Source organism: Paenibacillus sp. JCM 9796 (assembly GCF_055379675.1).
In genome coordinates, this window is the sequence record NZ_AP043723.1 from 239,758 (window position 1) to 261,346 (window position 21,589).

Annotated in this window: 15 protein-coding genes and 1 pseudogene; 3 read left to right on the forward strand and 13 right to left on the reverse strand. The window is 52.7% G+C overall.

Going from position 1 to position 21,589, the window contains the following annotated elements:
- Nucleotides 1-17: 17 nt before the first annotated feature.
- The 9 genes from ACZ439_RS01210 to ACZ439_RS01250 form a co-directional block, all read right to left on the reverse strand.
- Nucleotides 18-1,877 carry an IucA/IucC family protein gene (locus tag ACZ439_RS01210; protein WP_464620532.1) on the reverse strand — a complete coding sequence of 620 codons (1,860 nt, stop codon included), beginning with the start codon at nt 1,875-1,877 and terminating at the stop codon, nt 18-20.
- Nucleotides 1,850-3,097, reverse strand: a complete 1,248-nt coding sequence (locus ACZ439_RS01215; protein ID WP_464620533.1) for an MFS transporter — start codon at nt 3,095-3,097, stop codon at nt 1,850-1,852. The genes ACZ439_RS01210 and ACZ439_RS01215 overlap by 28 nt, the downstream gene beginning before the upstream one ends.
- Complete coding sequence (locus ACZ439_RS01220; RefSeq protein ID WP_054797978.1) at nt 3,094-4,440, reverse strand: lysine N(6)-hydroxylase/L-ornithine N(5)-oxygenase family protein; 1,347 nt, start codon at nt 4,438-4,440, stop codon at nt 3,094-3,096. Before ACZ439_RS01220 ends, ACZ439_RS01215 begins: the two co-directional genes overlap by 4 nt.
- The gene (locus ACZ439_RS01225; RefSeq protein ID WP_464621180.1) at nt 4,367-4,948 is read right to left on the reverse strand and encodes a GNAT family N-acetyltransferase; all 582 of its coding nucleotides are present in this window, start codon (nt 4,946-4,948) and stop codon (nt 4,367-4,369) included. Before ACZ439_RS01225 ends, ACZ439_RS01220 begins: the two co-directional genes overlap by 74 nt.
- An 85-nt stretch (nt 4,949-5,033) precedes the next feature.
- Nucleotides 5,034-6,875, reverse strand: coding sequence for an IucA/IucC family protein (locus tag ACZ439_RS01230; protein WP_054797977.1), 1,842 nt, complete (start codon nt 6,873-6,875; stop codon nt 5,034-5,036).
- Nucleotides 6,820-8,406, reverse strand: a complete 1,587-nt coding sequence (locus ACZ439_RS01235) for a pyridoxal phosphate-dependent decarboxylase family protein (protein ID WP_464620534.1) — start codon at nt 8,404-8,406, stop codon at nt 6,820-6,822. Before ACZ439_RS01235 ends, ACZ439_RS01230 begins: the two co-directional genes overlap by 56 nt.
- Complete coding sequence (locus ACZ439_RS01240) at nt 8,403-9,767, reverse strand: diaminobutyrate--2-oxoglutarate transaminase (RefSeq protein WP_054797976.1); 1,365 nt, start codon at nt 9,765-9,767, stop codon at nt 8,403-8,405. Before ACZ439_RS01240 ends, ACZ439_RS01235 begins: the two co-directional genes overlap by 4 nt.
- A gap of 229 nt (nt 9,768-9,996) precedes the next feature.
- Nucleotides 9,997-10,992, reverse strand: coding sequence for a FecCD family ABC transporter permease (locus tag ACZ439_RS01245; protein ID WP_054797975.1), 996 nt, complete (start codon nt 10,990-10,992; stop codon nt 9,997-9,999).
- Nucleotides 10,985-11,995: a FecCD family ABC transporter permease gene (locus tag ACZ439_RS01250; protein WP_054800225.1), complete on the reverse strand. Its 1,011-nt coding sequence runs from the start codon at nt 11,993-11,995 to the stop codon at nt 10,985-10,987. Before ACZ439_RS01250 ends, ACZ439_RS01245 begins: the two co-directional genes overlap by 8 nt.
- 209 nt (nt 11,996-12,204) lie before the next feature.
- Between ACZ439_RS01250 and ACZ439_RS01255 the strand changes: the two genes are divergently transcribed.
- The gene (locus ACZ439_RS01255) at nt 12,205-13,206 is read left to right on the forward strand and encodes an ABC transporter substrate-binding protein (protein ID WP_141335673.1); all 1,002 of its coding nucleotides are present in this window, start codon (nt 12,205-12,207) and stop codon (nt 13,204-13,206) included.
- 52 nt (nt 13,207-13,258) lie between these two features.
- Here the strand turns inward: ACZ439_RS01255 and ACZ439_RS01260 are convergent, their stop codons facing one another.
- Nucleotides 13,259-14,089 (reverse strand): uroporphyrinogen-III synthase, encoded by an 831-nt coding sequence (locus ACZ439_RS01260; protein ID WP_127608938.1) that lies wholly within the window; start codon nt 14,087-14,089, stop codon nt 13,259-13,261.
- A 149-nt stretch (nt 14,090-14,238) separates the two neighbouring features.
- A pseudogene (locus ACZ439_RS01265) lies at nt 14,239-15,163 on the reverse strand (nitrite/sulfite reductase); the annotation flags it as partial.
- A 424-nt stretch (nt 15,164-15,587) separates the two neighbouring features.
- On the opposite strand from ACZ439_RS01265, the gene ACZ439_RS01270 reads away from it, so the two are divergent.
- On the forward strand, nt 15,588-15,914 hold the full coding sequence (locus ACZ439_RS01270; RefSeq protein WP_127608937.1) for an ArsR/SmtB family transcription factor: 327 nt from the start codon (nt 15,588-15,590) through the stop codon (nt 15,912-15,914).
- A 154-nt stretch (nt 15,915-16,068) separates the two neighbouring features.
- Nucleotides 16,069-17,841: a SulP family inorganic anion transporter gene (locus ACZ439_RS01275; RefSeq protein ID WP_464620535.1), complete on the forward strand. Its 1,773-nt coding sequence runs from the start codon at nt 16,069-16,071 to the stop codon at nt 17,839-17,841.
- A 178-nt stretch (nt 17,842-18,019) separates the two neighbouring features.
- On the opposite strand, the gene ltrA is transcribed toward ACZ439_RS01275, so the two are convergent.
- Together ltrA and ACZ439_RS01285 are read right to left on the reverse strand one after the other, a co-directional pair.
- Nucleotides 18,020-19,186 carry a group II intron reverse transcriptase/maturase gene (ltrA, locus tag ACZ439_RS01280; protein WP_464620536.1) on the reverse strand — a complete coding sequence of 389 codons (1,167 nt, stop codon included), beginning with the start codon at nt 19,184-19,186 and terminating at the stop codon, nt 18,020-18,022.
- A gap of 924 nt (nt 19,187-20,110) precedes the next feature.
- Entirely contained in the window at nt 20,111-21,376 is a 1,266-nt protein-coding gene (locus tag ACZ439_RS01285; RefSeq protein WP_201318757.1) for an L-lactate MFS transporter, read from the reverse strand.
- Nucleotides 21,377-21,589: the final 213 nt, after the last annotated feature.

Sequence of the window (21,589 nt, forward strand, 5' to 3'; positions counted from 1 at the left end):
CCTCCTCTCTACTTGTACTAGTCGGGCGATTGGAAAGCCGACAAAGGATTGGGCACCCTGTGCGATAGCCCTTTTGATTGAACCGTCAATCGTTTATACGTCAACTGCTCCACTCTGGTGGTCGGGGCAAACAAATCCAAAGCCTCAAACCGCTCTTTCCAATGCGGATCTTTTGCCTGATGGCGATGTATACATGCAGACGTCATCCGCCAAAATCGCCTTTCCTCAAAGCCGTACCGGTCCGCTAGCATTATAGCCAGTTCACCGAGGTTGACGAAAAATAGCGCCCCCAAAGTCAAATACCGCAGCGGCGTCACATCCTCCGTTTCAAAATTGGCTCTCTCCTCCTGGACAGCATACCGTTCGTGAACAACCGTTAAATCCGGGCAAAACTCCGGTTGCTTCAGAAAGGAACGGCAGTACAGCACATCCTCATGAAAATCTTTGAGCGCCAACCGCTCTGGCCAACCTTCCCGGTGCACCATCACCATATTTTGCGCATGCGATTCCGTAGCGACGCCATGAACTGCGGCCAAGTGGAGGACAGGCAGCACACACCGCTCCAGAAGCCGGTTCAGCCACGCCTCGATCCCATAGGCTTGAAGCCATGGCTCAATGAGCGGGGTGCCATCCCGTTCCGAAGCACAGAGCGCATAGAAGGGCACGCATTCTTCCCCCAACTGTAAATAGCGGTGCAAGCTTTCCCGCCAAATGCAGCCCACTGCTGCGTACAGCGGGTGCGGGGCCTGGTCATGCTCCCGGCCCGAGCGTCTTCCGTCGCCCTTGTGATCCTGCGGATCATACGAGACGGCAGCCACCTCCCGCAGCAAAATCAGTTTCGCTTCCTCCTTCAAATAGCGGTCTCCATCCACTAAGCTTTGAAGCCAGAAGGACAAGACCGGGGCCGTTACCGTATAGTGGGGCAGCAATTGACGGGAACTTGACGTATTCAACAGATTCATCGACAGCTTGATATACGCTTTATGCGGCTCTGTCCGGTTCGCAAGCGTGCGAATCGACTGCTGGGCGCGATAAGCATCAGGAGAACATCCCAGCAGCACCATACGTTTCGTGCGGAGCTCTTCCGCGCAAGCCGGAACGATCGCCCGGCGCCATTGCCACGGGTGTACCGGCGCGAAGAAATAGTCGGCAGGGTCGCAGTTCTCGCTCCGCAACAACGCTTGAAAGGAATCGACAGCAGCATCCCCCAATTCCTCACGCAGCAAGCCGTCGAGCGACATGCCCGGCAGCACGGCCGCCCGGCTCTCCTCCTTCCGCACGGCCAGCCATATAGGCGTCACATCCCGGGCAAACTCGGGGCCGTAAGCAAGATGGTCGGCATAATCAAAGCCGATCCGCGACTTATAGCTCGGATGATACCGATGCCCGTCCATGACCGCCGACTCCAAGTCATCACCGCTTAACCGCCGCAACTCACGGCCTTCCGAATTCCGATGAAACTGAGCTATGGCATCCTTCAGCAGCGTCTGCTCCAGCTCCTCCGCAAACGAGATCAGCTTGGACCGATCCACACCCGGCACATCCAGCACTTCCTCGACAAATAAACGCAGCGAAGACGCCTCCGCTTCTACGCCGCCGCCAAGCCGGATGAGCGGAGATTCCGTTAACATCCGAATCCGGCCGAATGTGAACCTTCTTTGCCCAAGACACCGGTAGATCACCTTCCGGCCCGCAGCATCTTGACCTTGAAGGCTGTATAATATCTTTTCCCCTTCCGCTTCCATCAGCGGCGTGACGATTCCTTCATAGATGACCGACTCCGCCAATTGCCGGAAAATTCTTCTGCGCACCTGCACGCAGGCCTCGGATCGTAAAGCTTGAGCAGCCATTAGGTCTTGCTGCCATGTACATTCCACTTCACTGCCTCCTTCGGCGATCTGTGAATAGCAGACCATCTGAACAATAGGGTATTCACCAGGCACAACAAGGCGGCGGCAAGCAGCGGCGTATTCAACCCCGCCTGGATCGACAGGAACGAGGCAAGCAGCGGAGACAACAACTCCCCGGCCGTCTGAAACGATACCATGACACTGAAGGTCATAGCAGCGCCCGTCCCTCGTTCCCTTTCAAACAGAATGACGTCCAGCACCGCCATCGTTATTGCCAGAAACATGCCGTACAGCATACGCCCAATGATCAATCCTGTAATGCCCTCCGACAGCGCTTGAATCATCAAGCCGGCGGCCATCGTCGCAACGCCCAACGTGTACGCGACATGCAACCGCCCCGGTTTGCAAATACTGCGAAGAAACGGCAGCAGCGTTAAGGCGCATGCATGCGGCAGAAGGAACAGCACCCCGGCTATGCCCGTCGACAGGCGGAAGGCTTCCTCTACGTATGGTGTAAAAAAGGGCCTGACCACTTGATTCGCGACCGTCAAAGTAAAAAACAACAGTCCCAGCGTTACGATGTATCGATCACGCAGCAGCCCTATTAACGAAAGTTTCGAGCCTGCAGACTCAGGTTCGCCCGCTTGCCGGGAGCCGCCCCGCCACCCCCAAAGCACCCCTATGCATACGAGCAATTGAACGACATCGGCGGCCGCCGCTCCATAAAACAGCGTTAGAGGCCGTTCCATTTGGAGCATGTGGGCGCCGGTCAGCGCAGCTAACAGAACGGCTGTATGGTGCACGGTGTGAAACTTGGCCGCCGAACCCGCCTGACCGCCCCTATCGGTCAGTTCCATCAGAATAGGATAAATCAGCATGTAGCTGCTTTTGAACAGGAGCAGACATACGGTCAAAATCAGAAACTCCGTCGCACTATCCGCCGACGCCAGCAGCGCTGTCGTCAATGCCGTGCCGGCCTGACCTGCAAACAGCAGCCGCTTGGCTCCCGCCTTGCGGGCCAGCCAGCCCCAAACCGGGGAGCAGAGAACGACGGTCAACCGGCAGACGAACAAATAAAAGCCCGTGTAGCTGTAGTCCTCGACGCCGAACACCTGACGAAAAAACTGCGGGTAATACGGCGACAGAAGCACTTCGGTGAAAAGGCCGAGAAACACGCAGCCAAGGAGCGCAGCCTGCATGCCGGTTCTCGAGCGAAGCCCTCCCGCCTCTTGAGCAAGCCGCCTCATACGTTCGCTCCGAACTGCTGAAATACGTTTCGTTCCCTTCGAAGATACACCGCGCGTCCCGTCAATTGTTCGATGATCAAGCTGTTCCGGTATGCGCCCAGACCCAGATCCGGGGCGCCGACGCCGTGCGTATGCAACTCCCCATTTTGAATAAATATGCGGTTGCCCCCGCCGATTCGAAGCTTCAGCGCGTAATTCTCGGAAATGTCATACCGGCCTTTCGCATCCCGGCAAATATACGGCTCCAACGGGCTCAAGCAAGCCGGCTCGGCATGCTCGTAGCCAGTGGCCAATATGACGACATCGCTGACATGCTCGAACGAAATGTCCTGCTGCAGTTGTCGGCAAACCAGCCTGTATCCATCGCTTCCCCTCCCGGAGAACGGAAGTAGCTGCTCCACTTCCGTGGAGGCCATGAGCCGAACACGGGGGCTTTCCTCCCCTCCGGCTCCCGCGTCGTACAAGGCATCGTAGATGTCAGCGATGGTGCGGGCGCTGATCCCTTTGTACAGCAGGCTTTGTCCTGCTCGGACAGCATCCTTGCGCTCGGGTGCAAGCCCGTAGAAGTACCGCGTATAATCAGGGGAAAAATGCTCTAGTCCGAGCTTGGAATATTCCATCGGGAAAAATCCCGCCGACCGCGTAAACCAGTCCAGCCGATACCCGTATTCCCGCTGCCCGCTTAGCAGATCAAGCGTAATCTCCGCTGCGCTCTGCCCGGAACCGACCACCGTAATCGAACGGGCTTGAAGGCAGCGCTCCCGATGCGTTAAATAATCCGCCGAGTGAAATACATGCGGACCGCACAGCGATCGGAAGCGAGCCGGCATTTGAGGACGGCTCCCTACGCCTATAACCAGATTACTGGCAAGATAGCTTAACATGCGCGGAGTGCCAAGCTCTCGCACCTCCACCACAAACCGGGCGTCTGATCCGGCTTCTTCCAGCCGGATCCCGGTCACCTCGCAGCCGAAACGGCAAGAGGCCAGCCGCTCTGCCGCCCACCTGCAGTAGTGGTTGTATTCCCGGCGCGAAATATGAAACTTTTCCCGAAAGTAAAAGTGGTACATTCTGCCATGCTCATGCAAATAATTCAAAAAGCTGAGCGGATGCGTCGGATCAGCCATCGTTACCAAATCCGCAAAGAATGGAACCTGGAGGGTCGTGCCCTCGATCATCATGCCGGAGTGCCAATCAAACTGCGCTTTCCGCTCCAGAAAGACAGCTTTCGTCTCCGGTACGCGATCCAGCAGCGCAGCTAAACCGAGATTAAACGGACCGATTCCGACGCCCAGCACATCCAGCACGTCTGAATGATTCAGACCGGCGCCCGTCCTCGACATAAGCCATTCCCCTTTCTCTATCCAAAGCTTCAAAGATCTCACGCTCGCAAAGCATCAGCGCTGCCGTTTTATCCGGAAGCTGCACTTGCCGTTGGAAGCGAAAGCCGCACTTTTCAAAAATATGCCGCATCTTCGCATTCCGAATATCCGGTTCGGCGACGATTCGCATAGTCCCCGGGTGCAGGAACTGCAGACGTGCGAGAGCAAGCAGCAGCGGGAGCGCATAACCTTGCCCGAGATAGTTCGGCGGGCCGATGAGCAGATGCACACCCTGATCTTCCGGAGCCGCCTCGTAATATTGACCGATCAAGTCGGACGCCGCCCAATACGATTCGAAATAGCTCATCGGCTCCCCATCCAGCAGACCGATGCACAGCGTCTGATGCGGGTCGGCCAAGAAGCGCTCCAAGTGGTTGCGGTACGCATCCAGAGGAATTTGGAGCTGCCAAAAGGGAACGACATGAGGCTCCTGATGCCAGGCGTGCAGCCGCAGCAAATCGTGCTCCATCGTGACCGGACGAAAGGAAATCGTTCTACCGATCGTTCGATCCTGGATAGTAGCTAGAGGATGATCCTCGTAAAGCTGGTTTAAATTACGAATCAAGACGCCCGACATCCTCCGGCACCTCCAAGACAAGCGGATTATCCACCAGAACGTAAACCGACTGGTTTTCGAGCGATCCGACCAATTCGTCCATGTCATACAGCCGGGTAAGCAAGTTGGCCTTGCACGGAAGCTTCTCCTCCGCTAACAAGCTTTGGAGGAAGGTGGACGGCTCCCTGTTCATAGGGAGAAACCCGGCCAGCACGGATCGCAGCTCGCGAAGCAGCAGACGTTCATCAACAAGCCCTGCGGTGCCGAAGCCGTTAATTAAGCCAAACAAATGGTTGAAGACCAGATAATAACGAAACCGCTCATCGGCAACGGCGTCATCGCAGAACGTCTGACTTTTGACTCCAAGATCAGGAAGCTCTTGCTTCAAGCGCTCTGACATGGAACGGCAGAAATAATAGCCTTGATTATCCCGATAATAGAAGCGGTTAGGGTACCCTTCACGCAGCTGAACGACGCTGTTTTGCTGATGCGCCTCCAGAGCGATGCCATACGTGAAATACAGCCACAGCATCGGCTTCAGCGACATCTCCAGATAAAGGCGGAACCAGTCCAGACTGACGGCTTCCGTCGTGCGGTCCTCCCGTTCAGCCAAACGGCGGACGATGCGGCTGAGGCGGGATTCGGAACCGGGCAGCGGATCCTGAATGAGTGAAGCGACTAGCGCCGCTTGAAGCGCCCGATCACCCTGAAACGGATTTTCACGCAGCACCACTTCAAAGCCCGATTCCTCCTCCCCTTCCAAAGCAATCGACACATAAGCCGGGTCCTTCACGATTGAAAACGCCGGATAACGGCTTGAAACCTCGCCGATTCGCGTGTTCATCAACCGTGCTAGCTCAACGCCCCGCTCCAGTTCTTTGAATTTATTCACCCGCAGCGAGTTTGTAATTTTCACGGGAACGGATCCTTTAGCCATCCATGGCGACTCCGGGTGATACACGGTCCGAAACGACGATGTCGCCGAATAGAATCGTCCCCGTGCACCCAAATCTTGAAGCAAGCCCTCCCCGATCAGCTTCAGTACGGACGGTTTACGCAGCATATCCCGGGCCTGCAGAGGGTGAAGCGGAATCAATGTGTAGTCGTCGAGCCCCGTATAGGCGGATATAAAATCCAGGTCCGTCTGCGGACCATCCCGCAGTTCCGATTTAATCCATTCCGTCGCCGTCATGCGGTCAAGCGCCGAGTCTTCACGAACAATGGATCGGTGCGCCCTGAAGTAGTGCAACTGAAATTGTCCTTTCAGCTCAGGGGAATACACCGACTGTGCGTTATCGGGAACACCCTCGCGGCTCTTCGGTGCAGGATGCAGCAGATGTCCGAACAGCAGCGATTGCTCTGCAGTAAGAAAATCACCGTCATAGCCGTACAGCTGCTCGCGGTCCCCGTCACGGGCGGAAACAAACTGTTCGATACGTTCACAGCTTTCCCTGATTCGCTGCAGCAGTTCCTCTGTTCGCCCGGACGCGTCAACCTGAACCCGTTGTCCCAATTCCCGGACCAGACGCTCCGCGATCGCCAGCTCGTCCTCCATAACCGCCCCAAGGTCTTCGCTCCCTTTCCATTGAAGTGGAAATTGGAGCAGATGCCTTCCGGTCGGAGATTTATACTTCACCGGGACGATTACCGTCCCGTGTTGGTTGACCAGAGGAAGCTGAAGCATCCAACCCTCGTCTGATTCATGCCAATCTCCCAACCCGGTCTCCCTGAGGAAACTGTTAAGCAAGCTTTGCAGCGTAGCCCTTGCTGCGATTGTACGCGTCTCACAACCCTCTTCCCATAAAACTTCCGTAAGTTCCAGCGGCCGTTCCCCGATCATGTGACAACACTCCTTTCCGAGCAAGCAGCTCCGCAGCATATTGACATTCCAATTCCTTGCCGATGCGTATGACATGCCTCAATATTCCGGCCGTATGCTGCAGCGTCGCTAACGGATTCAACAGCGTAAATTTTAAGCAAGCCTTCCCCTTCGCCTTCGTCCGGGCGACAACCGCTATGCCGCCTTCAAGCAGCCGATCCCGAATCCGGCAGTTCAACTCATCCGTCCAGCCAGCGCCGTCTTCCGCTCCAACTGAAGGTACATACCGGAAAACAACAGCGTTCAATGTCGGCTCTGCTATCAGTTCCAGCGCGTCCTCCTGTCGAATCTGCTCTGCGGTTTCCTCCGCCAGCTTCAGGGTATGATCGATCATCGCGGCAAACCGCTCGCGGCCGACATGCTGCAGCGACATGTACAGCTTGAGCGCGTCAAACCTGCGCGTTGTCTGGACCGACTTGCCTACAAGATTAGGCACTCCCGCCTGATCATCCGCTTCCGGGTTTAAGTAGTCGGCATTAAGCCTCAAATAACGGTAATGCAATCGATCCCGAAGCAAAAAAGCTCCGCAGCTGATCGGTTGATAAAACAGTTTGTGAAAATCAACGGTAATCGAATCAGACAAAGCGATCCCCTTAAGCAGGCAGGCGTGTTGATCGCTCAAAGCGAGCGCGCCGCCGTATGCCGCATCGGTATGGAGCCATAGACCATGCCTTCGAGCCGCTTCTCCCAATTCCGGAAGCGGATCGATACTGCCGAAATCAGTGGTCCCGGCTGTAGCTACGAGTACGAAGGGAAGCAGTTCGTCTTCGCGCAAACGGGCGATTGTGCTTTCCAGAAGATCGCTGTGCATTCGGCCCTTCGAATCCACGGGCACCGTGATGACGGATTGTTGTCCCAGACCTAATAAAGCCGCCGATTGCTTGACTGTAAAATGGGCCTCTTCCGAGCACAGCACCCGGAGGCGGTCAGCCTGTGGAGGCAATCCCCGCTGCTGCACATTCCAGTTCCAGCGCATGCAGCAATAATGGTCTCTGGCAAGCAGTAATCCCATGAAATTGGACTGCGTTCCCCCGCTGGTGAACACGCCGTCGCTGCCTCTGCCTGCGAATCCGAACAACCCGCACAACCAGCCGATGACCTCTTGCTCCAGCATCGTGGCCGACATACTTTGATCCCACGAATCCATGGAAGGATTCACCGCGGAAAGCAGCGCCTCCGCAACCAATGAAGCCTGCAGGGGCGGACAGTGAAGGTGAGCCATACAAGCCGGGTGGGTCACTACCGCTGAATGTTTCAGTACAGCCTCACCTATGAAATCCAGCAGCTCCGCCATACCGATGCCCTGCTCGGGACAAACCGGCCGCTGCCGTAAGGAAGCCGCCAATTGATCAGGCAGAGCTCCGCTGTAGGGATGCTTGGCACTTGCAAAATCGCGAATTAACACGCCCAAAGCCGTATTCATATGCTTGCGGAAGAGCACCTGGCTTTCCTCGCTGTGATTCAAAAAATCCGTTGCGAAGGTACCGTTCACCTGAAGACCCCCTGGGGAATGCGGTTATGGCGTTCCGCCGCCAGAACAGCCTCATGGAAAATTTCCGCGATTCGATCGATTTCTTCTTCCGTTACGATTAACGGAGGCAGGAAACGAACTACGCTGCCATGTCGTCCGCCGAGCTCCAGAATGAGGCCTCGTTTCAAACATTGCCGTTGAATTTCGCGAGCCAGCTCACTGTAGGCGGGATAGCTTCCAAGCCTGTCCGAAGCGCGTTCATGATCGATGATCTCCGCGCCGATCATCAGCCCTCTGCCCCTCACTTGCCCAATGCAATTTACGGCAGAACGGGTTTGCTCCAAGTGCTTGACGAGGCGCTGACCGACACGGGCCGCATGCTCGACCAGCCGTTCTTCGCGGATAAACCGCAGCGACGCTGTACCTGCTGCCATCGCCAATTGATTTCCGCGGAACGTACCCGCATGCGCTCCCGGCTCCCATCGGTCAAGCTCCTCCCGGTATACGATCACGGACAGCGGAAGACTTCCGCCCACGGCTTTGGAAATAACGATCACATCGGGCTGAATGCCCGCATGCTCGATAGCAAACATGCGGCCTGTTCGGCCGATCCCCGTCTGCACCTCGTCAATGATGAGCGGAATCTCCCTTTCGCCCGTTATTCGCCGAATCTCCCGAGCCCAGGCATCGGGCGCGGGAATGACCCCTCCCTCTCCCTGAACTAACTCCATAATCATGCCGGCGGGCGGCAGCACACCGCTCTCCGGATCGTCGAGCAAATGCTCGATATAGCGGCTTCCGACTTGATGCCCTTCCTCCCCGCCGATTCCAAAGGGGCAGCGGTAATCATAGGGATAAGGCAGGAAGTGTGCGCCCGGCATCAACGTACCTACCTGGCGCTTAGGCTGCAAATTCCCCGTCAAACTAAGCGCGCCGCCCGTCATACCGTGGTATCCCCCGTGAAAGGACATCATGACGCTTCTTCCCGTTGCCGTCTTGACCAGCTTCACGGCCGCTTCAACGGCATCTGCTCCCGATGGGCCGCAGAACTGAATACGGGCTTTACCCGCAAATTCCGATGGCAAGGCTTCGAAGAGCTCATCGACGAATCGCTCCTTGACCGGCGTTGTCAGATCAAGCGTAAGCAGAGGCATACCGGAGTTTAAAACATCCTTCATGGCCTCGACCACCACGGGGTGGTTGTGGCCTAAGGCAAGCGTTCCCGCTCCGGCAAGACAATCGTAATACATCCGGCCGTCCGCATCTTTCACCTGCACTCCTCTGGCTTCAATAATGGCTATGGGAAGCTTGCGCGGATACGTACGGGCATTAGATTCGCGTCGCTGCTGGCTTTCAAGATATATCGCATTGCCCTTCGTCATATAAACTTTCCTCCTTTGGGGAATTGTCTCTAACCTGCCTGTTCTTAACTGTCGAGGCATTGGTAATATTTTACACCGCCATAGTTGCTAATTGTAAATGATAATCATTATCAGTGCAATAGTTATTTTGTCCCTCTAACTTGATCCGTCAAACCTACTTTTTGGCCCGAACGCAAACAAAGGAACCCTTCCCTGCGGATGGGTCCCCTCTTCGGAACGGACTGTCGGTTTATCTGCGTTTATACAAAAGATACATGAAAAACGGTGCGCCGATCCCCGCCGTAAATACGCCCGCAGGGATATCCAGCGGCTGGAAAAGCATTCTCCCCGCCAGATCCGCTAACAGTACGATGATTGCTCCAAGAAGCGCGGAAATCGGAAGCAAAATTTTATAGGAATTGCCAGTGAGCTTTCTGGCCATGTGCGGCGCAAGCAGACCGATAAACGAAATCGTCCCCGCTACGCCGACAGCAGCCCCGGCCAGGGAGACGCTAATAGCAAGAAGCATAAAGCGGTTAAGCTGAAGCCGGCTTCCAAGACCGACGGCAACGTCCTCCCCCAGCGATTGAACATTCAGCTCTTTGGCGAAGAGGAAGGCAAGCGGCAGGAACACGGCAACCCACGGGAATAGTGCAGCTATATATTTCCAGTTTGTTCCGTATATACTGCCGGTTATCCAGTTCAGCACCTGGGAGGCCAGATAAGCGGGGCCGCTTATCAGTATGAACGTCGTCAGCGCGCCAATTGCGGTCGATATACCGATACCGATCAGCACCAGCCGAAATGGGGAGACCCCCTTCTTCCATGCCAGCATGTAGTTTAATGCAGCTGCAGCGAACGCCCCCACAATTGCGATGACGGGAACCCAGTGGATGCTGTAGGCGCCTGCGGACAAGGTCATGAACGCCACAACGGCAACAGATGCTCCTCCGGTTACGCCCAACAAATCCGGAGCGGCCAGCGGGTTGCGGATGACCCCCTGAAGCAATGCGCCCGAAACCGCCATGGCGGCGCCGATTAATATAGCGGCGACAACCCTCGGCAGCCGAAACTCCACGACGACCACCCCGCTGCTTTCGCCGTTATGCCCGATGACCGCCATAATCACTTCGGTAAACGGAATACGGACACTGCCCATCGACAAACTGACCAAGGACAGGACGAGTAAAACCAGGCAAAGCACGAGGGCGGTAAGGAGCCCCTTTCGTTTTCCGGATTTAAGCATGGGCCCTCCTTCTTGCCACATAAATCAGGAACGGAACCCCCAGAAGGGCCGTTGCGACACCTACGGGGACTTCCTTCGGCATGATGATAAAGCGGGAGGCGAGATCTGCCGCAACAAGCAGTACCGCGCCTGTGATCGCGCAATAGGGCAGGAGCCACCGGTGGTCGTTCCCCACCAAATAACGGCACAGATGCGGCACAATAAGCCCGACAAAGGCGATCGGACCTGCTACGGCAACGGAGCCACCGGCCAGCAATACAATAGCAATGGCGGACGTCGTACGGATCAGCACAATTCGTTGGCCCAATCCCTTCGCTACATCGTCTCCCAAGGCCACGACATTCAGCGACCCGGATAAAATCATCGACAGCACCCAGCCAGCAGCAACATACGGAAGAACGACCGCGAGATGCTTCAACTCCCGGTCCGCAACAGAGCCGATCATCCAGAACAGCGCTTGATCAAGCGACTGCTTGTCGATCAGGATGACGCCTGCTGTAACTGAAGAAGCTAAAGCAGCGACGGAAGCACCCGCCAACGTCAGCTTGACCGGATCGAAGCCTCCCCTGCCCTGCGAGCCCAGCAGAAACACGAACATCGCGGTGAGCGCCGCCCCCGCAAACGCGACCCAGATCATGCTTCCCAGGGTAAGCCCCGAACCGAGGACCGAAATGCTGAGCACAAGGAACAGTACGGCCCCTGCATTGATCCCGAATACGGAGGGAGAGGCGAGCGGATTTTTCGTCAGTACTTGCATCAAGGCTCCGGCAATGGCCAGGCTCGCGCCTACCACAGCTCCGATCAATGCCCGGGGAACTCGCGTATTCGTAATAATGACGTGCTCATTGGAGCCGTTAAAATGTACATAAGCCTGCCAGACTTCGCTCAGTCCAAACTGTTGAAGGCCGAACAGAACGCTAGAGAGTGTACAGCCGAGCAACAAGAGCACTCCCGCCGCCAATCCGAACAGCTTCATCATGCGACTGCTCATCGAATGAGCCATACAAGTTCATCCCTCCACAAGGTGCAATTTTACTAAAAAAATGACATTTTCATTGTATGGGCGGGCTACCCCCTTGTCAATGATTTTGATTCTCATTATCAATTAGTGGTTGACATCCAAAGTCTAATCCCTTATATTGGCAATGATAATGATTCCCATTATCAGTCTGCGTACGCAGCGAAACTAAATCATTAAGGAGAGACGAAATCATGCTTTCGATTGTTCGACTCAACCGCATTCCCTTGCTGTTCATCCTTATAACTGTTCTGTTCTTAACGGCGGTCGGCTGCGGCAGCGCAGCGAAGGAAACGCCCCCCGCCGCATCCCAACAGGCTGCGACGGAGTCCGCTCCACCCAAAAGCGAAGCCGCAAGAACCATTAAGCATGCAATGGGCGAAGAAACGATACAGGGTACGCCGAAGCGCGTCGTCATTTTGACCAATGAAGGAACGGAAGCTCTCCTTACCGTAGGCGTGAAGCCGGTCGGCGCCGTCCAATCCTGGGTTGGAGACCCGTGGTACGATCATATCAAAGCGGAAATGCAGGGCGTTACGGTGCTGGGGGAAGAAACGCAGCCTAACATCGAGCTGATCGCCGGTCTAAAGCCGGACCTGATTATCGGCAATAAAGTAAGGCACGAGAAAATTTACGAACAACTGAAAAAACTCGCTCCGACCGTCTTCGCACAAGACTTGGCAGGCGACTGGAAAATCAATTTCAAGCTGTACGCCGAAGCGGTGAACAAGAAGGAAGAAGGGGAAAAGGCGCTGGCAGCATTCGATAAGCGCGTCTCTGATGTGAAGGCCAAGCTGGGCGCTAAAGCGGCAACCCAAGTATCCGTCGTACGCTTTTCCGCCGGCGATGTGCGGATTTATCAGAAGCAGACGTTCAGCGGCGTGCTGTTTAATCAATTAGGCATTGCCCGTCCCGCTTCCCAGGATAAGGACCAGTTCGTCGAGAAGCTGACCAAGGAACGTATCCCGGATATGGATGGCGATGTGCTGTTCTACTTCCTGAACGAAACCCCGGGCAAGAACGATGCCGCCAAGATAGCTGAGGAATGGATGACGGATCCGTTATTCAAAAACTTGAAAGTGGCCAAAACGAACAACGCCCATAAAGTGAATGAAGTGGTCTGGAATCTGGCGGGCGGCTACAAAGCGGCCAACCTGCTCCTGGATGAAATCAGCAAATACTTTGAAATCAAGTAGGATCTCATGGCGGCTTCTGCCACATTAAGACACAAAAACCCACCGCTCAGCTTTATCGGTGGGTTTTTACTGTAGATTTATTCTGATAATAATGAGCGAGCTCGATAATCATCGCGCCCATCCGCTCGCTTTCAGGGGCTAATACACGCTCGACCCCTTCCTCTTTCAAAGCTTCAGCCGTCACTTTGCCAACCGCTGCCGCCAGCACCTTCTTTTTGAAGCTTTCATGAATAGCCGGATAATACCCGTTGCTTTTGACAAATTGAAAAAAATACCGGACTTGAACCGCCGTCGTGAAACAGACCGCATCCACGGAACCATCGGCCAGTTCTTGGCACAATTGGCGCGACACGGTATCATCCGGAGCCATATGTTTATAAGGTAACAGGGTCCTGACAACGGCTCCTTTGTTCTCCAGAAAGTTCACTAACGATGGCATAGGCTCGCCATGCAGCTGAATAGTTACGCCTTGACCCGTAAATTCATAAGTTTCAAGCGCTTTAATAAGTCCTTGTGTCGTTCCGTCATCATCAACGGCAACGGGTTGAATTCCCATTTTTTTCAACAGGGCATAGGTTTTATACCCTCTTGCCGCTACTTTGGACTGTTTCACAATTTCGAGAAAAGCGGAGCGAATACCGATTCGTTCCGCCTGATTGAACAAAGCTTCAAGCCCGGTTCCCGTTGTGAACATCATCCAGTCCGATCCACTTTCCACTACACGAAGGAGATCGCGCTCTACCTCGCTTTCTGCAAGGAACAAGGTCCCTTGCTGTGAACGAACAACGGGGATGCCTCCTTGCTTTTCAATAATGGTGCTCAGTTCACTTATTTTTCGGGACCCCGCAATGACAATGCGTTTTCCCTCCAACCCTCCAGTCATTCCGGATACTCCTCTCTTAAGCAGCGACACTGATGTTATGAAATCAAACTTTTTGCTGGACGAGCTATTGCCTCATCGAATCGTTGTTGAAATTGTTGAATGCCCACACGCTTGAAAAATTGATGAAAAGTTTCCTGACCCGTACGATGCGGATGCACACCGTGAAAATAAGCTGCGTGCCATCCGATAGTCTGGTCTTCTCCACGCTCGGGCAGCGACCGACCAGCTCCTCCAGCTTGGCCTGAAACTTCTCGGGTCCCCAGTCGGCTACAAGGAGTTTCATCCGGGCATGATGCCGTTTTTCTCTAAACCCATAATCGCTAAAGATGGTCGTCACAGCGATGGAGACCTTCAGTACCTCTTCCGGACGCACAAAAATATTCAACGGTTTGGCGAGAAATGGTTTAGCCGATAGCACGCCGCCCACTTGGACATGAAAACCGATGACGGTCTCTCCATCCATCACTTTCGTAGCCGGGGTAAAAGCCAAATCCTGAATTTCCGCATGGGCATTGTTGTAACGGTTTGCCGAAATCGATATTTTATACTTCCGAGGCAGATTTGAAAAATCGCGGTTTAGAACAAAAAAAATCATTGACCTGCTGTACAATTTCGGACGTATCCATCATTTCATCCGGGTCAATGCCCGCTAATGGATTACCGACAATGGCCCTCGGGCAATCGCCGCAAGCCTCATAGGAGTACAAGCCAACTTCTTCAAGCCGATTAAAGATGTCGGGCAAGTGTTCTACCAAAAGATTGCCGCGTCGTCACGTCCAACAGATTACGGCCATAATCGAGTGAAATACCTGCAAGTGTCCGCGCTTGCCTGGCAGTGAGCATGCCCGAAGGAATTCGAATGCGCATCATGAAATGGCCATCCCTCGGCTTCTGCTCATACACGCCGGCCCATTTGAACCGGTTCAACTCATCTTCAGGTATGGATTCATATCCTTACTTCGCATACCTTTCAATAATGGTACGAATAACATCCAGACCGTCCTTTTCGAGCTTCATCATTTCGATTTTGTTAAGCTTCGATGGATCTTCTGCCCAAACGGTTTCATAAGCCATCTTATCATCCCCCTAACCCTATGAATGTACTTCAAAACCAAACGAGAAAGGAATTCCAACTTAACAACTATAATAAAAGAAAAAGCGATAAAACGAACCATCCAAAAGGTCACTAATTATGACCATCCATTTCGCTGGAAGAACCCATCCAATGATGAGCCCATATCACCATCCATGTTCAACAGATTGATATACATTCGTCATTTTTTTTGATGGAAAAAGAAAAACGCTTTATTTCAAATCAAATGTTATGATAAAAACAAATCACGGGCATTGATTAGCGGCCTCATGAAGTCCCTCCGGCTCCGGGGATATATTCGCTGCTGCCCGGATGCCCCCATTCTCTGAAACTTTATTCAACGATTGCCGGTTTGTGATATGATATCTGTATATTCAAATTTCCGATCATGTAGGAGAGAACGTTATGTATCAAGAAATACAAGATTTTAAAGCCGACTTTTTCAAGGCGTTAGCCCACCCCTTGCGTATTAAAATTCTTGAAGTTTTAGCCGAGGGCGATAAGAACGTGAATGAGATTCAAACGATTTTGGGAAGCGAAGGGTCTGCGGTTTCCCAACAGTTAGCCGTACTAAGAAATAAGAACGTGGTCTATGGGATTAAGGATGGAACCTCTGTTATTTATTCTTTAACCGATCCTTTAATTAAGGACTTGCTGCTGGTTGCGAAACAAATTTTTGACAATCACCTTGTGAATGCCATTTCCATGCTGGAAAACATTAAAAACAATTAAATCGCTTCTTCATAAGGAGGAATTGGAGTTGTTATACTCGATTTTCTCCTTTTTTTTGAACATTTCTACGGAATCCGAAATTGACAATTAAACGTTTTCCTTATATGTTTGTATATATTCAAATATTCAAATATTCAGAAAGGCGATGCTGGATATGAAATTTTCGTTTACCGGCAGATTTCAGGGCTATAACAGAGAAAGCTTTCAGAAGGACTTCATTTCGGGGTTGATTGTAGGTATTATCGCCATTCCATTAGGAATGGCGTTTGCCATTGCTTCAGGTGTCAAGCCTGAATACGGGTTATACACAACGATTGTTGCTGGAATCATCATATCCTTATTGGGCGGGTCAACCTTTCAAATTGGCGGTCCGACTGGAGCTTTCATTCCTATTCTGTTTGCCATCGTGATGCAGTATGGATACGAAAACTTGCTTATCGCCGGTTTTATGGCTGGGGTCCTTCTGGTAATCATGGGTCTGTTCAAACTTGGTAAAGTGATGAAATTTATTCCGCGCCCCGTTATTATCGGCTTTACCTCTGGCATCGCCGTTACTATATTTACAGGTCAAATTGCCAGTTTCCTTGGTTTGCACCAGCTTGAAAAGCACGAGAATTTCATGGCCAACATGAAGGAATTAGGTATACACATGGCGTCAACCAATAGTTACAGTGTAGGAACAGCGCTGATATGTCTCGTGTTTATCATCCTAACACCAAGACTGTTCCCGAAAGTTCCCGGATCCTTAGTCGGGTTATTGATTTCGACTGTTGTCGCTTCTTTGTTGTATCCTGACAAGGTTGCAACGATTGGTTCGACCTACGGCGCAATTCCAAACAGCATCCCCGCCATTCGCATGCCTTCGCTTTCCATTGAACATATGATGTATTTAATAAAACCAGCTCTAGTCATTGCCATGTTAGGCGGCATCGAATCCTTGCTTTCAGCCATAGTTGCTGACGGAATGACAGGCACTCGACATAACAGCAACCGTGAACTGATCGGTCAAGGCATCGCCAATATGATCACTCCGTTGTTCGGGGGGATTCCTGCCACCGGGGCTATAGCCAGAACGGCAACGAATATAAAAAGCGGCGCGGCGTCTCCCCTCTCCGGGGTCATTCACGGTATTGTCGTCTTTTTAGTCTTGTTCCTATTTGCTCCATACGCTTCGAATATCCCTCTTGCCAGTATGGCTCCGATCTTAATGGTTGTCGCTTGGAATATGAGCGAACGTAAAGAGTTTGCCCACATCCTGAAAACCCGAACTGCGGAATCTTTCGTTTTGGTAAGTACATTTCTTCTTACTGTCTTTACAGACCTGACGACCGCGGTTGAAGTGGGATTAGTATTATCAGGCATAATCTTTGTGAAGCATATGAGCGTTCTCCTTAGTACGACCAAGGTACTGCCCGACCCTTCCGACAACAACAAAAAAGTATCCGCTCACATCATCCACGAGCAGCGTAATTGCCCGCAAATCAGCATTTACACCGTAGAGGGAGCTTTATTCTTCGGGGTTGCCAATCGTTTTGAAAAGTCCATCATGGACGAGATTCATAACAAACCTAAAGTGCTCCTATTGAAAATGAGCCATGTTCCATATATGGACGCAACCGGAGAAGCCCATTTAGCAAGTATAGCCAAACACTTAAAGAAGCACGGCGGCGTCGTGATCATTTCTGAAATCCAGGACCAACCGCGCCAACTGCTGAAAAAAACAGGCTTGGACGAAATCATCGGGCAAGATCACTTTTTTGACCAAACAGGCAATGCCATTAGCTTTGCCTTAACCAAACTTAATCACGCTCAATGTCTTGGTTGCGAACATGATGCTTTTCGTGAATGTCAACAATTATCAAGGCCCAGGGCTATTCCGGTTCAACCCCAACTGGTTCATTCCTCTTCGCTTCAGGTCTCCGATTAGGTCCCTGATACTCCATTATTCCATTTCAGGGAGTAGGGTAAGACGGGGAATTACTTCCCCGGACTCCCCGTCAAACCGTGCATGCGGATTTCCCGCACACGGCTTTCCTTCGTCAGTTCCCCATCTTCAGGAGCGAGTCGTCTTCACCCGTCACCGGGCTGCATATTTCACACCTGAATTAGAAACGTGTGGTGAGTAGGTTTGTTAGAAATACCATGCCAGCTTCTTCCAACGCTTTGTTCGGGATAAGCCTGTTTGAAACCGTAGACTTCTTTTTCCGCATGAAAGCTCGTACTCTCATGCGTGACCATTCGTCTAGCCGCTGAAACTTGCTCTTTACGTTCCCAATCCCAAAGTAATTTCCAAATCCTCGCGACACTTCATTCAGCTTCTTGATCATTTCCTCAAGGTTGTTCCCTTGCTGCCTACGGGTGATCTTGCGGACTTTATCTTTGTACTTCTTTACTTTGGCGTCCGGCAAGATGAGATAATTCTTCCAGAAGTCGAACCCCAAGAAGCGGAACCCTTCGTCGAAATGCACCACTTTCGTTTTCTCCGGATGCATCCGCAGCCGCAGTTCTTCTTCCAGTATCGTCCTCGCCGCTCTATAGGCTTCTTCTGCCTGTTCCATTGTCTTGCAAAGAATGACGGCATCATCCGCATATCTGACCACGGCAAAGCCTCTCTCCTTCATTCCCCAGTCGAAATGATTCAAGTACAAATTCGCAAGCAGCGGACTGATGGCACCACCTTGCGGGGACCCGACTTCCGTTTCATGGAACTGGCCATCTTCCATGACTCCCGCGGTAAGCCATCCGCGAATGAGCGTCAGCACTTTCCCGTCAGTTATTCGTTCACGTACCTTTTCCACCAGCATGTCATGCGGTATTTCATCGAAAAAGGACATGATGTCGAGGTCTACCACATAGTCGTATCCGCCGCGTTTTGCTCGCCGAATCGTATGAATCGCTTGGTGCGCGGAATATCCAGGTCTAAAGCCAAAGCTGTAGTAGTAGAAGTCCTGCTCGAAGATCGGCTCTATGATTTGGCGTACCGCCTGTTGGCATACGCGATCTCGAATGGTGGGAATACCGAGCGGTCTTTGCTTCCCGTTGTCCTTCTCAATGTAATGTCGCAGAACAGGGTCGGGCTCATAACGCCCTTGTTGTAGCAACCTTTGGAGCTCCCGTAGGTTCATACCCACATTCTTCTCGAACATTTCGATGCTTACTCCATCGATTCCGCCGCTTCCTTGGTTCTTCTTGACCGATAGCCACGCTTCGTACAGATTGTCCATTTGGTATACTTTGTCGATCAAGGAGTAGTATCTTCGTTTCGGTTTCATTGGTGTTTCACCACCTTTACCGCTACTCACCAAGCTGATCTTGTCCTTGCTACAAAGATCGATTCCTTGCTTGTTCAGCCCTTCGCGGCTGCGTATTAGGCTTTCGCCAATCGCTTCAACCTCGCAGTGCGTACTCAGGTCGCCAGCAGTCCTATGTCCTTTGACGTTCTTTCGCCATCGGCGGGACGCACCCTCTTGGCACTGCCCTTCTGTTTAAGGCGCTTACGATCTCCATTCACTCGAACTCACAGACTTTGACGAAGCACGTTCCCTTTGCCTCTGTCTTCCCTCTTTTGAAGTGGAAGCAGGTTATGCGACTCGCAGTTTTCAAAGCTTACAACCGCTTCAAAAAAAAATCCGCGCATACTCATCCGAGTTTTCCCCTCCAGTCTGTTACCAGCTTTCATCGGCTCGGACTTACTCGCTACTATGGAACGATCCGCCATCTCGCAGCCCGTCGGCTTGGCTTTCCCCTTTGGGTTATACCTCCCCTACCTTGCCCGCGTTTGCGTCAAGGAGACTACGAGACTTCCCTCGGTCATCTGCACATTCTGTTCCATCCATCCTGACCCTAATCACGTCGATGAGCCTTGCAGGTCATATCCCTTTCGTGCTTTCCTGCAAGATATGCGCATTCGCACAGGTTTCCCCGTTTTCTGGGCGGGTCACCCAACATCGCCGCCACCTCTGGTTCACCGCATTCCGGGCTGGACTTTGCCTGTAGGCCCTTCAGATTCTCCCTCGCGAGAGACACCCTGCCAGTCCTTCTCCTTCCGGAGGTAGGACCTCTGCTTCGGCTACGGCACTTTAAAGGGTAAAGTTACCGAGTGGATTTGAACCACCTAGATTGTGCGACTGTGAGGCGCACCAAAAAAGGCACTAACGCCGTGTTAGTGCCCGGGGGTCCTCCCTGTAGCCTGGAGGTTATCTTGCCGGTTCGGTAGCAACGCTCGGATTAACCGACTGAAGCTTCCTGATCTCGATCCGGATCAGCAGCGAAACCACGAGCGCAATGGCAAACAGTCCCGCAAAAATATACAGTGTGCCGATATAGCTGTTCGTCGCGGTGCGCACCCAGGCCGCGATAATAGGTCCGGCCAGCCCTGCCGCCGCCCATGCGGTCAAAATATAACCATGTATCGCCCCGAGCTGTTTGGTGCCGAACAGGTCGCCGATATAGGCCGGTATGGATGCAAAGCCGCCGCCGTAACATGTAAGAATCAAAAAGATCAAAATTTGAAACAGCCAGGCGTTGGAAACGGCGGGGAGCAATAAGTAAGCTCCGATCTGAATGACGAAAAACGCTGTGTATGTATTGGGTCTGCCGATATAATCGGAGAACGACGCCCACCCGATCCGTCCCAATCCGTTAAACAAGCCCATCAGCCCGACCATGGAGGCCGCTGCGAGCGGTGCCATTTTGGCAATTTCCTGTGCCATTGGAGAAGCCACGGAGATGATGGCGATACCGCAGGTGACATTGATAAACAGCATCAACCAAAGCATCCAGAAGCGCGCCGTCTTTACCGCTTCGTTGGCTGTAAGCTGTGAGAGATCGACCTTTATCTTCTTCCTGCCGGACTCGATCGCAGCCTTAAATTGTTCCGGCATCCAACCGGCAGGCGGCGGAGAAAGATAGAGCGAGGAGCCGCCCATCAGAATGAAATAGACGGCGCCCAAGATGTAAAAGGTGTTGGCTATGCCAACCGAGTCGATCAGACGAGCCATGACCGGACTGCTGATCAACGACGCAAAACCAAAACCCATAATCGCAAGTCCGGTGGCGAGGCCCCTTCTGTCCGGGAACCATTTGACCAAGGAAGAGACCGGCGTGATGTAACCGACGCCCAGACCAATGCCTCCGAAAACGCCGTAGAATAAATATAACAACGGCAACGACGATAAGTTCACGGCAAGGCCGGACCCGGCAATGCCGATCCCGAAGAAAACGGTAGCCAGCAGCCCTGCCTTTCGGGGACCGTGCTTCTCGACAAAATGACCCAGAAACGCCGCAGACAAGCCAAGAAATAAGATAGCCAAGCTGAACGTGAAAGTAACCTGTTTAATACTCCACCCGAATTCATTGATGAGCGGCTTCGTAAACACACTCCAAGCGTACACCGAGCCGATCGAGATGTGGATGCCGACCGCTGCGGCAGCGATCAGCCACCGGTTTTTCGTTTTTTCCATAAATCCATTCCTCCCTTTTGTATCAAATAAAAAAGCCGCGAATCGCTTTACACGGGAAGCCCGAAGTAAACCGAATGCGGCGGTTAGCCTTAAGCAGAAATTCTACCAAGCGCCAACGGCACACTGTTCAATTGGTGTGAACCGTTAATCGGTAACAGGATCGCTGTCCCGTGTGAACGGATTTCTACTCGGCTGATTTTGTGAACATTCTGT